13 protein-coding genes are annotated in these 12,834 nt (G+C 46.1%); 10 read left to right on the top strand and 3 right to left on the bottom strand.

The features are described from left to right. Nucleotides 1–720: 720 nt before the first annotated feature. The 10 genes from V7051_RS19390 (at nt 721) to nirJ (ending at nt 7,811) form a co-directional block, all read left to right on the top strand. A complete protein-coding gene (locus tag V7051_RS19390; protein ID WP_333873652.1) occupies nt 721–2,301 on the top strand; it encodes a cytochrome D1 domain-containing protein in 1,581 nt (526 codons plus the stop codon). Further along, nucleotides 2,301–2,612 (top strand): c-type cytochrome, encoded by a 312-nt coding sequence (locus V7051_RS19395; protein WP_333873656.1) that lies wholly within the window; start codon nt 2,301–2,303, stop codon nt 2,610–2,612. Before V7051_RS19390 ends, V7051_RS19395 begins: the two co-directional genes overlap by 1 nt. Before the next feature lie 5 nt (nt 2,613–2,617). Then, the gene (locus V7051_RS19400) at nt 2,618–2,944 is read left to right on the top strand and encodes a c-type cytochrome (protein ID WP_333873651.1); all 327 of its coding nucleotides are present in this window, start codon (nt 2,618–2,620) and stop codon (nt 2,942–2,944) included. Between the two features lie 13 nt (nt 2,945–2,957). Next, on the top strand, nt 2,958–3,482 hold the full coding sequence (locus V7051_RS19405; protein ID WP_333873650.1) for a DUF2380 domain-containing protein: 525 nt from the start codon (nt 2,958–2,960) through the stop codon (nt 3,480–3,482). 82 nt (nt 3,483–3,564) lie between these two features. Further along, nucleotides 3,565–4,728, top strand: coding sequence for a cytochrome D1 domain-containing protein (locus tag V7051_RS19410; protein WP_333873649.1), 1,164 nt, complete (start codon nt 3,565–3,567; stop codon nt 4,726–4,728). A 4-nt stretch (nt 4,729–4,732) separates the two neighbouring features. Beyond that, nucleotides 4,733–5,191 carry an Lrp/AsnC family transcriptional regulator gene (locus V7051_RS19415; RefSeq protein ID WP_333873648.1) on the top strand — a complete coding sequence of 153 codons (459 nt, stop codon included), beginning with the start codon at nt 4,733–4,735 and terminating at the stop codon, nt 5,189–5,191. Then, the gene (gene ahbB, locus V7051_RS19420) at nt 5,184–5,681 is read left to right on the top strand and encodes a siroheme decarboxylase subunit beta (RefSeq protein ID WP_333873647.1); all 498 of its coding nucleotides are present in this window, start codon (nt 5,184–5,186) and stop codon (nt 5,679–5,681) included. Before V7051_RS19415 ends, ahbB (V7051_RS19420) begins: the two co-directional genes overlap by 8 nt. Then, complete coding sequence (locus V7051_RS19425; RefSeq protein WP_333873646.1) at nt 5,674–6,117, top strand: Lrp/AsnC family transcriptional regulator; 444 nt, start codon at nt 5,674–5,676, stop codon at nt 6,115–6,117. Before ahbB (V7051_RS19420) ends, V7051_RS19425 begins: the two co-directional genes overlap by 8 nt. A 2-nt stretch (nt 6,118–6,119) precedes the next feature. Next, nucleotides 6,120–6,656, top strand: a complete 537-nt coding sequence (gene ahbB / locus V7051_RS19430; protein ID WP_333873645.1) for a siroheme decarboxylase subunit beta — start codon at nt 6,120–6,122, stop codon at nt 6,654–6,656. A gap of 18 nt (nt 6,657–6,674) precedes the next feature. Further along, nucleotides 6,675–7,811, top strand: coding sequence for a heme d1 biosynthesis radical SAM protein NirJ (gene nirJ / locus V7051_RS19435; RefSeq protein WP_333873644.1), 1,137 nt, complete (start codon nt 6,675–6,677; stop codon nt 7,809–7,811). A gap of 101 nt (nt 7,812–7,912) precedes the next feature. Here the strand turns inward: nirJ and V7051_RS19440 are convergent, their stop codons facing one another. The 3 genes from V7051_RS19440 to V7051_RS19450 all read right to left on the bottom strand — a co-directional run bounded on the left by V7051_RS19440 (nt 7,913) and on the right by V7051_RS19450 (nt 12,736). Then, nucleotides 7,913–10,864: a DUF748 domain-containing protein gene (locus V7051_RS19440; RefSeq protein WP_442919731.1), complete on the bottom strand. Its 2,952-nt coding sequence runs from the start codon at nt 10,862–10,864 to the stop codon at nt 7,913–7,915. Nucleotides 10,865–11,086: 222 nt separating this feature from the next. Beyond that, complete coding sequence (locus V7051_RS19445) at nt 11,087–12,382, bottom strand: ammonium transporter (RefSeq protein ID WP_333873642.1); 1,296 nt, start codon at nt 12,380–12,382, stop codon at nt 11,087–11,089. A 15-nt stretch (nt 12,383–12,397) separates the two neighbouring features. Continuing rightward, entirely contained in the window at nt 12,398–12,736 is a 339-nt protein-coding gene (locus V7051_RS19450; RefSeq protein WP_333873641.1) for a P-II family nitrogen regulator, read from the bottom strand. Between the last annotated feature and the right edge of the window lie 98 nt (nt 12,737–12,834).

Raw genomic sequence — 12,834 nt, forward strand, 5'->3', positions numbered from 1 at the left:
AGACCAGGCTTTGAAAGAACTGCGCATTATACAGCTCTCCGCTCTGCCGTCAAGAAGCGATTATTTGAATCTGTAAATTATTAAATAATGCAGAAAGACATAAACACACTCCTGCCTTTTCAAGAATTATTAGCCGCACCATTTCTAAATGCGAGCGTCTAATAATGTAAATGAAACACAACAGCATATAATTTTGCCGAGAAAGATAACCTAACACAGCGAGTGCTTTTCAACTGTTATTAACCACTGTTTATCTTTTAGGGGCCTTCAGGCTTAGACCGACGAACAAAAGTACAAAGCATGATAAGAGCAGATATCAATGAAAAGATTCGCCCTGATCTCGGCTTGAATCCTGCTATCATTAAATAAACCTAGCTTGTAATTTTAGCTTTTGGCGTCGTGAAAGCCTCCTTCGATTTGCATTTGGGTTCGGCACGGCTCATTTTCACGCTGAATTTACTAACCGCTATAATTAGATCAAGCTACAAGCCATTCCAGACATTTATCTCTAGAAGCACTTTATGATAAATAACAACAAATTGCATAAATGATAAGTTTTTTCTCGCCCTTAGCAACAATAATTATCTGTCAAAATCAGCCCTCCCTCATTTTCTTACTGTTCCAATAATACTGAAATTAAAGACAGCTATCAAAATCAAACTTGAGCTTTTAAACCATTCACGATAATATTGATTCAATACTACATTGGAGTCCAACATAATGAATCTAACAAAAAAACGTTTACCCAAGTCAGTTTTTATCGGTTTAGCCGCCATCCTTTTGCCTTTTGGAGCGCAGGCGACCTCCGATACATCCAAAAACACGCATCAATTATACGAAGACAATTGCGCCAGCTGCCACGGCTCAGACTATGGCGGGTTTATTGCTCCAGGGTTGAATTCCGATAGCCTGAAAGGCCGCAGTCCTACAGCTTTACGCAGCTTGATTATGACCGGAAGCTTCGATACCTTAATGCCTCCGTTCTTCGGTCGTTTATCGGACGACGAAATTCGCGGCTTGGTTAAACATTTACAAACCACGCCAAAACAGGCCAATCCAGCCTGGACGATTGACGATATCAAGGCGTCGATAAAAGTCTATGTTAAAGATGAAAGCACACTACCCACAAAACCTACCTATGCAATCAACAGCATGGACGACGTTATCGGTGTGGCGGCTCGCGGCAAATACGGGCGCGGTTCAGGTTCCAAAGCGGTTTTCATCAACAGCACTACTCACAAACAAATCGGCGAAGTGGCTACCGGCACTGCCGCGCATATTATTGACTACAACCCCGCCAACCCACGCTGGGCTTATGTAAAAACCGATACTGCGGAAATTTTTAAAGTCGACTTGTATTCCATGCAAGCCGTGCGAAGCGTCAAAACCGGATTCAACGGACCTGGACTGGGCGTCTCCCGTGACGGCAAATACATCATGGCCGGGTCTTATGTACCGCATAACGCCGTCATTCTTGATGCCAACACCTTGGAGCCACTAAAAACCTTTGAACTTGAAGGCATTGATCCGGACGGTAAAATGGTCTCTTCCGATTCAGGCATGATTATCGGCACACCGTTTGACGATATTTTCGCAATTGCCCTGGAAAACGCCGGTCAAGTTTGGGTGGTGGATTTAAAAGAAGGCTTCCCGGTCACTAAAATCGAAAAAGTCGGCCGCCATTTGCATGATGCCTTCCTGACCCACGGCGGCAGTAAACTTATGGTTGCTTCTTATGACGACAGCATCGTTGCTGCGATTGATTTAAAAGACCGCAAAATCATCAAAAAACTGAATGCCGGTTGCGTGCCTCATGTTGGCGGCGGCGCTGCTGTTGAAGTCGATGGTCGCACACTCGGTTTCGGCACCAACTTCGGTGATTGCGACAAAATGGTGGTCAGCGTTTGGGATCTGGACAAAATGGAAGTAGTCAAGCAGATTCCGGTTGCCGGCGGCACAGAATCCCCGGCCGCTCATGCCAATGCACCTTATGTCGCGGTAGACATTATTTCTAAAGACCGTCGCGCCCGCACCGTCCAACTGATCGACAAGCTTACCCTGGAAGTCGTTAAAACCCTGGATGTAGGCGGACATGCTTATTTCCCTGAATACAGCGCCGACGGTAAATTCCTGTATGTCAGCGCCGGTTACAGCGGCGATGAAGTCGTCGTATATGATTCTTCTTCCCTGCAAAAAGTCGCCTCCGTAGCTATGGAAAGCCCGGCCGGTATATTTTCTCACGGCCGCGTCAGATACATGACTCGCGGTCTTTCTCCTGACGAAATGAAAGGGGCAAAATGATGAAACTAACGACTCTTACAGGATCGTTGATACTGGGCTTGCTGTCGGCCCAAAGCGTAAATGCAGCGAGTATATATGCAGGAGAGGCAAAAGCGGCGGCGGTTTGTTCGCAATGTCACGGCATTAGGACACCTTCAGCCGATGCGCCTTTTCCTCCACTGGCCGGACGCGACCTGGAATACTTGAAAACAGCGCTTAAACAGTACCGGGATAAAACCCGTAAATCCGACATGATGAATGCTATCGCCGGTTCTTTAAGCGATGACGATATTAATAATGTCGCGATGTACTATGCCAGGTTAAAACCGTAACCGCCATGAAAAAACTGCCGCTTTTAATGCTGGTCATTTCTGCTGTTTTGGCTACAACCAGCTTAGCCGGCGAGCCGCCACCGGAGCGGCAAAATGCACTCCGCAACATGCTCAATCATGATTGCGGAGCGTGCCACGGCTTAACCTTAAAAGGCGGCCTTGGCCCTGCCCTGTTACCAGAAGCATTGGCAGGGAAACCCGATGACTTTTTAATTTCAACCATTCTTAACGGACGTAAAGGAACCGCCATGCCGCCTTGGAAGCCATTTATGAATCGGGATGAGGCGGCTTGGTTGGTTGGGATATTACGTAAATCCGAAATAAAGCCTTAAATAAAACAGTCAAATGAAAACTTATTGTTTTTTATTGTTGATCGCTCTTTCAGTTACTCAAGTAAATGCAGAAACAAGCATTGCCATTTTGGATTTTGAGCTCAATGATTTGACACTAATGCCCAGGACGACCACTGAAATAAATAGAACAGCAAGCCTAAAGCCCTTACTGGAAAAGGAACTTAAAAGCGCAGGCTATAAGATTATTTCAATTGACTTAGCCATCCAACATGGCGCTAACAGCGGTTTCGGATATTTATTTGACCATGACGATATCGCAGCAGAGCTTGGTAGATCCGCAAACGCGGATTATGTATTGGTTGGCCGGCTGCACAAGCCCAGCTTTTTATTTGCCTATATTATGGGTCACTTAATCAGAGTTAAAGATGGGCAATTAATCGGCAACTACATATCAGAAACCAAAGGTGGCGATGAAAAGCTAACGCTTAAAGGTATTGAAAGCATCGCTGTAAAAGTCGACAAGGATTTAGATAATCATTACATACCACCACCTCCTAAACATACGCCTTTGCACTAAATTATTTTTTCCTTCCGGCTTTAAGTTCAGTAGGCCGTAATCCTGCAACAAATAGACTTAACTACGCGCTGAAACTATAACCATGACCAAACTATTTTCCCTTCTAGCCTTATTATTCTCTTTCAACGCCATCGCAGACCTACGCGCCACAGGCGATTTAGGCATCGTCATCGAACGGGAAAACGGCAATGCACTGATCATTAACACCACCGAACATAAACGCTTAGCCAAAATCGAAAAACTCGGCGACTTGTCCCACGCTTCCGTCGTTTTCTCCCGCGATCAGCGTTACGCCTATGTTTTCGGTCGGGACGGCGGCTTAACCAAAATCGATATGCTTAAGGACGTAATCGACAAACGCATCATCCAGGCCGGCAATAGCATCGGCGGGGCCATTTCCCAAGACGGTAAATTAATCGCCGTGTCCAACTACACCCCTGGCGGCGTTAAAGTTTTTTCGTCAGACACGCTGGAACTGGTTGCCGACATTCCTTCCAACTATGGCGAAGGACTGCGTTCTAAAGTGGTCGGTTTAGTCGATGCCCCCGGACAGCGCTTTGTATTTTCCCTGTTCGATGCCGGTGAAATCTGGATCGCCGACTTTAAAAATCCCAAAGCGCCTATCATTAAAAAATTCCCGAACATCGGAAAACAACCTTACGACGCGTTAATGTCACCGGATGGACACTATTACATCGCCGGTTTATTTGGCGAACCCGGACTGGCGCTGCTGGACTTATGGAATCTTGATGCCGGAGTTAAACGAATATTGCCCGGTTACGGTAAAGACGATGAAAAGTTACCCGTTTATAAAATGCCGCATCTTGAAGGCTGGGCGGTAGCCGGTGATTATGTGTTTGCTCCTGCGATAGGTCAGCACAAAGTTCTGGTCATCGACAAAAACACTTGGGAACTGGTTCAAACCATACCGGTCGCCGGACAACCGGTTTTTGTGATGGCCCGGCCCGATGCGCGGCAAGTCTGGGTTAACTTCGCCTTTCCCGATAATAATCAATTACAGATTATTGACGTCAAAGACCTGTCCCTCAGTAAAACCTTGTCGCCGGGAAAAGCCGTTCTACATATGGAATTCACTCCGCGCGGCGAACAAGTCTGGGTTGCGGTAAGAGACGATAACCAGGTGGCGATTTACGACACCGAAACCTTGCAGGAGATTACCCGCCTACCCGCCAATCAACCCAACGGTATTTTCTTTAGTTCGCGTGCGCACAAAATCGGTTTTTAATATTATGTTGACGTCCCTACATAAACAGCTACTAAACGACTATCAGCGCGACTTCCCGATAGCTGCCCGGCCTTATCAGGATATTGCCGATGCTCTGGGTGTCAACGAAGACGATGTTTTATCGGCATTTACCGAGCTGAACGACAACAATTTTATCAGCCGCATAGGGCCGGTTATTCCGCCCAATCATATCGGCGTCAGCGCACTGCTTGCCATGTCCGTGCCCGAACAGCAGCTCCAAGCTGTTGCCGATAAAATCAGCGCTTACCCCGAAGTCAATCATAATTACGAACGCGAACACCGGTTTAATCTCTGGTTTGTGGTCATCGCTTCCGATGCCGAACACTTACTTGCCGTTATCGATTCAATAGAACAGGAAACATCATACAAAACCATGCAACTGCCGATGCTGGATGATTTTTTCATAGATTTAGGCTTTAAGTTGGACTTGAATAATGATTGATGCCAGAGACCGTCAACTGCTTGAGCATATTCAGTTCGGGTTGCCGATTTGCGCCAGCCCTTATGCCGAAATCGGTCGGCTTTGCGACATGCCCGAAGCCGAGGTGATCGAACGCTTAACCCGGCTTAAACAACAAGGCTTGATCAAACGGATGGGCGTTATCGTCAAACACCGGCAACTGGGTTACCGCGCCAATGCGATGATTGTCTGGAATGTGCCGGATAGTCTTGTTAAACAACTGGGCGGACATATCAGCCGGTTTTCATTTGTAACTCTATGTTACCAACGCCCCCGACAGCCGGAATGGCCATATAACCTGTACTGTATGATTCACGGCAAAGACCGCGCCACCGTATTGGCCCAACTGGAACAGCTCGTTGACGCTTGCGGCTTAAACGGCTTTGACAAGGAAGCCCTGTTCAGCCTCCGCTGTTTTAAACAACGCGGCGCCATTTATCAAAACCCTACCCCCGCTTTAGCTGATGGATGAAATAGACAAACAAATTATCAATGCCCTGCAAGACGGCTTTCCGATCTGCGACGCGCCTTATCGACAAGTCGCGTCGCACCTGGGGCTAACCGAACAGAATTTGATAATCCGATTAAAAGCGCTGTTGGATAACGGCACCCTCACCCGTTTCGGCCCTTTGTATAATGCCGAACAAATGGGCGGCGCTTTGACGCTGGCGGCCGTTAAAGCGCCCATCGAGCGCTTTGATGAGATTACCGAAATCATTAATAGTTTTCCTGAAGTCGCCCATAATTATGCACGTAACCATGAGCTGAATATGTGGTTTGTGCTTGCAACCCAAACACCTGAACAAATTCAGCAGACCATTAACGAAATAGAACAACAAACCGGTTTGACCGTCTACAACATGCCGAAAAACAAAGAGTACTTTGTCAGCCTGAAGCTGGAAGCCTGATCATGATCGACCTCGACGAAACAGACCGTAAAATCATCCAGGCAACCCAAGCCGGTTTACCGTTAACGCCTCAGCCTTATCAAACTCTTGCAGAACAACTTGGCCTGACGACGGATGATGTGATGCTGCGAATGTCAGCTATGCAAAACAGCGGCATCATTCGCCGCATCGGCGCAGTCCCCAACCACTATAGATTAGGCTATCGTTTTAACGGCATGACCGTTTGGAATGTCCCTGATGAAACCATTGACGAACTGGGGCAAAAAGTCGGTCAATTGGAATTTGTCAGTCATTGTTATCATCGCCCGCGGCATTTGCCCGAATGGCCCTACAACTTGTTTGCAATGGTGCATGGCAAAAGCCAGGAAGAAGTCGACAAACAGATTCGACAGATTTATGATCTGCTAGGCGACAACAATTTAGGCAGTGATGTTTTATACAGTACAAAAATCCTGAAAAAAACCGGTTTTCGTACAACTACACGGATGCAGGAGAGCGGTTGCCGAGCATCAGAAAATCCAACGACAATCAATCCGTAACTGATTAGGATACTGACTATGTTTAGACTAAGCCAATACATGCGGGAATTGATAGACCCGACACCTTTAAAGCCGTCCCGCAAACCAGCTGCACCGGTGGTGATCTGGAACCTGATCCGCCGCTGCAATCTGACTTGCAAGCATTGCTATACGACATCCACCGATATTAATTTCCCCAACGAACTGAGCACACCAGAAATCTATACGGTCATGGATGACCTGAAAGCTTTTAAAGTGCCGGTGCTGATTTTATCCGGCGGCGAACCGTTACTGCATCCCGACATCTTCGCTATTTCCCGCCACGCCAAAGACATGGGTTTTTATGTCGCGCTATCGACCAACGGCACTAAAATTTCCGCAGATAATATCGACGAAATCGCAAGCATAAATTATCAATATATCGGCGTCAGCCTGGACGGCATCAAAGATACTCACGACCAGTTCCGACGTGTGCAAGGCTCTTTCGACCAGGCTTTGCACGGCATCCACCTGTGCCTGGAGAAAGGCATCAAAGTCGGCCTGCGTTTTACCTTAACTCAGGATAACGCCCATGACTTTCCGGCGTTGTTGCAATTAATGGATGATCACAACATCGACAAATTTTATTTATCGCATTTGAATTACGGCGGGCGAGGCAATAAAAACCGTAAAGACGACGCCCATTTTTCAATGACCAGAACCGCGATGGATTTGCTGTTTGAAACCAGCTACGACTGGCTGAAGACCGGCAAAGACCGGGAGTTTGTCACCGGCAATAACGATGCCGATGCGGTTTATTTTTTGCACTGGGTAGCCCGGTATTTTCCCGATAAGGTCGAACATATCAAAGCTAAACTGGAACAATGGGGAGGCAATGCCTCCGGCGTTAATGTCGCCAATATCGATAATCTGGGTAATGTGCACCCCGACACGTTCTGGTGGCATTATGAACTGGGCAATGTCAAAGAACGGCCCTTTTCGGAAATATGGATGGATACGGCCGATCCATTAATGGCGGGTCTTAAGCAACACCCCAGACCGCTCGAAGGCCGTTGCGCACGATGCCATTATCAAGAAATCTGCAATGGCAACACCCGGGTCAGGGCCGAGCAAACTACCGGAAATTTTTGGGCTGAAGATCCCGGCTGCTATCTGACGGATACTGAAATAGCATAATCGGCAAAATCAATCGCCCCCAAAAAGCACAAAAACATTCAAGAAAGATTGACCGGTATATTTTCGTGTTTATCGCGGATTGACCGCCGTATTCTAATGAATCAATCCGCCTTTAAAGACAACAAGCTGGCAATTTCGCTCCCTTCTCTTTTCGGATCAATCACCGTATCCAGTATAAACACCCGGTCATTGGCTATACCGCCTTTTTGCACAATATATCGTGCAATAGCCTGGGCTCTTTCTGCTGCCAATGTCTTTAATCGCTGTTGTTCCGGCGCAATAATGGCCGACAGCTTCTGCTTGGCGACGGCATAAAACTCGTCAGTGTCAGTATCAGCTTTACTGCCTATCAGACGTAGTTTACCCAGCAACGGTTTTTCCACCATCAGCGGAAACTTTTCAACAAATAATTGTTCCATTAAACGCCTGTAATCCTGGTCAGAAATCACAACATACTCCGGACGCGTTTTTTTGCCGCCTTGCTTATTAATTTCGGCGGCTTTCATTCTTTTAAGCTGATCATATAAAGCGTCGTCGCTAATTTCAGGCCAATCCTGTTCCTGAAAAGAAGCGCCTTTAATTTCCAACTTTAAGACAGGACGCTCTTTTAGCGCCTTGGCCAAGTCGTCCAGTTTATTGATTTGCTGTTGATTCAATTCCGCATTGCCCGCAGGAAAGCTGATAGTACTTAAATCCTCTTCACTGCCTATCAGTGAGGCTAGCGCACGAAAAGGCGAAGTGATCACTTTGCTTATCGCATTAACTAACGCGTCAACAACGATGTTGCTTATACTGAATTTAGGATCTTCCAGGCTGCCGGTAATCGGTACATTCATTCTTATTTTACCGTCGGAATCCTTCATCAAAGCGACCGCCAGTTCCAAAGGCAATGACACGGCATTGGGGTTTTCAACTTTCTCGCCCAGCTCAAAGCGGTCAATCAAAATATTATTGGATGCCGTCAGTACTTTATCGACAACTTTATAATTTAGCTCCAGCGACATTTTTCCGCTCTCAACTTTATAACCGGCAAATTGCACCATATAAGGTGAAATCAGCGGCATCGGCATACCGGTAAAATTCAGTTTGACGTCATAATCACCCAGATAAGGGCTGATTTCACCCTTGATATCGACGGGTGCCAGATCGTAGGCATTTCCTTTCAAGTCAACCTTGACCGTAGATTTTCGCTCCGAGGAAATATCGCTTGCTCCGCCATCCAGGCTTTTGATCGGCGCGGCAAACGGCAAAATCAGGGAAAAGTCGGAAAAATCGGAAGACCCGTCAACGACTTGGAGCTTGCCCAGTTTAAATTTAGGCTGCTGCGCTTCCGTCTGTGTGTTTTTGGCGGTTTTTACTGATCCCGTTTCCTGTTTGTTTTTTTCCGCACTTTTCTCGGCAACTATAATGTCGACGAAATTGACCGTCTTGTCTTTTTTGATGACGACTCTGACATAAGGCTTATTAATCAACAATGTCTCAGCACTGTATTGATTGGTCGATAAATCCACATCGATTCCGCTAAGCGCCAGACTCTCCCATTTTACCAAGTCCTTATTTTTCAACTGATCACGGGTTAAAAAATTGGTAACTTGGGCATTTCCGGTAAACTTGACGCCCAGTGTATCCTGTGCTGATTTTGCAACCAAAACCTTGCCGCCAACAGCCAGCGCTCCGTCTATAACATCCAGCCTAGCAAATTTATCGACATAAGCCTGGAAATTTTCCAGAGCAATATCTTTGACATCGACAGCTATCTGAGCGGACAAAGGTTGAATAACGGCGTTACCGTCAAGTTTTATCAAGCCTTTTTGATTAAACCCGACACTGAGCTGAAAAGGCAAACTCGCACCGGGTTTATTGTTGAAATTGGTCAGCTTGAAATTGATAGGCTTGGCGGTCATGGTGACAGGCTTTTTTAGCGTCTGGTCTTCAAAAGTAAGCCCGCAATTATTCAGTGCGATGTTGTTGATATTGATATTCCACGATGTGGGTTCCGTTGGCTCAACAGGACTTTCTTCAGTTTTTGCTACCGGCAATAAGAATTCATAATTGACCACGCCTTCTACATTCAACCATGCTTTAAAATCAGCATCATTTGCAGAAACAGATTCGATTGTCAGTTCATGATTTTCGAGATTAAAACCGATTCCTTGTACGGACAACTTAATCATTTTAACCAGTGCTTTATCCTGTGTTGCTGATGCCTGAAAATCGTGCAGTGCAAACTTACCCTGATTAACGCTAACATTAACTTTATTGTCCTTATAAGCGGCCTTGTAATCAGCCTCGAACAGCTCATAACCTTGAAGATCCAACTGCACAAAATCCTGAAAAGCCAGCGCCCGAATTCTTGATAGCTTTACGTCATCCAGTTTGATATGTCCTGATGAAGACAGCGAATTGACGTCTATGGTGCCTTGCCAATCCAACTTGCCGCCCGAATTCAATTCGAGGGTTAAGTCGAAATTGGCCGGGTTGTCTGCTTGGGTCGTGAAATTTTCAATATTGATATTTATCGGGTAAACAGTCTCCTTTTCGGGATTTTTAAAATGCGCATCTTCCCAATCCAGTTTCCCTTCGGCTATCGACAGTTTTACGATATTTACTGGAAATATTTTACCGCCACCCTGTTTAGCTTCGTTTTTGTCCTTAATCAGATCCTTAAAATTGAAGGTCCCATCTTGGTGTTTGGCAATACGGACAACCGGTTTGCGTAACCACATATCGTCAATAACCAATGCCTTTTGGCTAATGGATTGCAACGCATTGATATCGAGAAAAAAATCTTCGAACCCGGAAAACAGCTGACCATCGGGTTGTTGAAGTTCAAATCCCTGTAAACTTAACTTTAACGAAAATGGATCGAACCTGACTTTTGCAACAGATGCCTTTCTGCCGGTTTCCTGCTGGATAAGTGTCGGCAATTTCGATTTGACCAGCATCGGTAACAAATAAAAACCCAGCATGGCATAGATGCCAAAAAGACTGCTCACTATAAGAACAGCTATTTTTATTTTAGAGGGTATGTGTCGAATTTTCATAAAATCCATTGACCTGATCCGCTTTAATTTACAACCATTATATACTGATCATGCGCCAAGACCCGGCACCTTTACCTTCTTATTGTTCGTATAGATATCGATACGAATGTGACTGCGCCAAAGGAAAAACAAGGATAACCGAAGTTTAATCAAACCACTATCAACAAAAAAGGCGGCTCTCAGATTACCGAGAAGCCGCCCTCTTTAACCACATGAGATTTTCGACCCATCCTACAAATCGAGATATCCAGTCTCTTCGTGCAGGACAGTATCCAGTCCTTGCACTTCTTCATCCGCAGTCACTCTCAAGCCTATCCATTTGTCTAATAATTTCAAAATCAGATAGCTGAACAATGCACTCCAGCTTGCAGTAACGATGATCGCCAAGGCCTGAATGCTGACTTGTTCCATGATTGAAACACCCTCAGCCAAACCAAGACCGCCGAGCCCGCTTGCCGCAAAAACGCCGGTCAACAATGAGCCTGTCACGCCGCCTACGCCATGCACAGAAAATACGTCCAGAGAATCATCGATTTTCAGTGTGCGTTTTACATATTGAGTAGCGTAAAAACATACAGTACCGGCGGTAACGCCAATCACCAATGCACCGAAAGGGCCGACAAAGCCGGAAGCCGGGGTGATAGTGCCCAGGCCTGCGACCATGCCTGTGACAATACCCAATACGCTGGGTTTGCTAAAACGTTTCCATTCTATGAACATCCAGGTTAAAGCGCCTGAAGCTGCACCGATATGGGTCACCAGCATCGCCATTCCGGCGCGTCCGTCTGAGGTCAACGCACTACCGGCATTAAACCCGAACCAACCGACCCACAACATACCTGCTCCGGTAACTACCATGGTCATATTATGCGGAGGCATGGCCGTGCTGGGAAAACCTCTTCTTTTGCCCAATACCAACGCCGCCACCAACGCCGCAACACCGGCATTAACATGGATGACGATACCTCCGGCAAAATCCATCGCGCCCAAGTCAGCCAGCCAGCCGCCGCCCCACATCCAATGACAGATCGGCAGATATACCATGATCAACCATAAACCGCTAAACCAGAGCATCGCCGAAAATTTCATCCGCTCGGCAAAACCGCCGACGATCAGCGCCGGTGTAATAATCGCAAAGGTCATCTGAAACATGAAGAACACTGTTTCAGGGATATCGCCTTTCATTGACGCCACGCCTATGTCAGGCAGAAAAGCTTTAGAAGCACCGCCGATCAGCTTTTGCAGCTCTCCGCCGTCAGCGAAAACAAAACTGTAAACTCCGGCCAGCCAGAGAATTGAAACCAGACAGGCAATCGCAAAGCACTGCATCAATATCGACAGAACATTTTTGCTTCTAACCAATCCGCCATAAAATAACGACAACCCCGGTATTGTCATAAACAAAACCAGAGCGGTCGATGTTAAAACCCAAGCCGTATTGGCTTGATTTAATTGATCTGCAAAAGCAAGATCAGGGAACAGCATGAAGCCTAAAACCAGCCTTCTATTTATTATTTTTAACAACATTTCTTTCCTTGCGCCTTAAATGGCATCTTCTCCGGTTTCACCCGTTCTAATACGAATCACCTGTTCCAAATTGGATACAAATATTTTTCCATCACCGATTTTCCCAGTATTGGCCGCATTAACAATAGTTTCGACAGCTTTATCCACCACATCATCGGAAACGGCGATTTCAAGTTTAACTTTAGGCAAAAAATCGACTACATACTCGGCCCCTCTATACAACTCGGTATGACCTTTCTGACGACCGAAGCCTTTCACTTCTGTTGCGGTAACGCCTGCAACCCCAATTTCAGATAATGCTTCTCTGACATCGTCCATCTTGAACGGTTTAATGATCGCTGTTATTAATTTCATATTTTCTCTCAGTTAGATAGCAAAAAGTGTTGGTAACATCGGCTGCAATCATAGTGAATTATCAATCAACATACAATTAATAGGCCGTTTAAAAACAC

It is taken from the genome of Methylobacter sp. (assembly GCF_036845245.1).
Taxonomy (GTDB): Bacteria; Pseudomonadota; Gammaproteobacteria; order Methylococcales; family Methylomonadaceae; genus Methylobacter_A.

Excerpts from the sequence above, each read along its gene's own strand:
- V7051_RS19445 (WP_333873642.1), bottom strand. The coding sequence starts at position 12,382 with ATGTTGTTAAAAATAATAAATAGAAGGCTGGTTTTAGGCTTCATGCTG.
- V7051_RS19410 (WP_333873649.1), top strand. The coding sequence starts at position 3,565 with ATGACCAAACTATTTTCCCTTCTAGCCTTATTATTCTCTTTCAACGCC.
- V7051_RS19395 (WP_333873656.1), top strand. The coding sequence starts at position 2,301 with ATGAAACTAACGACTCTTACAGGATCGTTGATACTGGGCTTGCTGTCG.
- ahbB (WP_333873645.1), top strand. The coding sequence starts at position 6,120 with ATGATCGACCTCGACGAAACAGACCGTAAAATCATCCAGGCAACCCAA.
- V7051_RS19450 (WP_333873641.1), bottom strand. The coding sequence starts at position 12,736 with ATGAAATTAATAACAGCGATCATTAAACCGTTCAAGATGGACGATGTC.
- V7051_RS19405 (WP_333873650.1), top strand. The coding sequence starts at position 2,958 with ATGAAAACTTATTGTTTTTTATTGTTGATCGCTCTTTCAGTTACTCAA.
- V7051_RS19400 (WP_333873651.1), top strand. The coding sequence starts at position 2,618 with ATGAAAAAACTGCCGCTTTTAATGCTGGTCATTTCTGCTGTTTTGGCT.
- V7051_RS19415 (WP_333873648.1), top strand. The coding sequence starts at position 4,733 with ATGTTGACGTCCCTACATAAACAGCTACTAAACGACTATCAGCGCGAC.
- ahbB (WP_333873647.1), top strand. The coding sequence starts at position 5,184 with ATGATTGATGCCAGAGACCGTCAACTGCTTGAGCATATTCAGTTCGGG.
- V7051_RS19390 (WP_333873652.1), top strand. The coding sequence starts at position 721 with ATGAATCTAACAAAAAAACGTTTACCCAAGTCAGTTTTTATCGGTTTA.
- V7051_RS19440 (WP_442919731.1), bottom strand. The coding sequence starts at position 10,864 with ATGGATTTTATGAAAATTCGACACATACCCTCTAAAATAAAAATAGCT.
- V7051_RS19425 (WP_333873646.1), top strand. The coding sequence starts at position 5,674 with ATGGATGAAATAGACAAACAAATTATCAATGCCCTGCAAGACGGCTTT.
- nirJ (WP_333873644.1), top strand. The coding sequence starts at position 6,675 with ATGTTTAGACTAAGCCAATACATGCGGGAATTGATAGACCCGACACCT.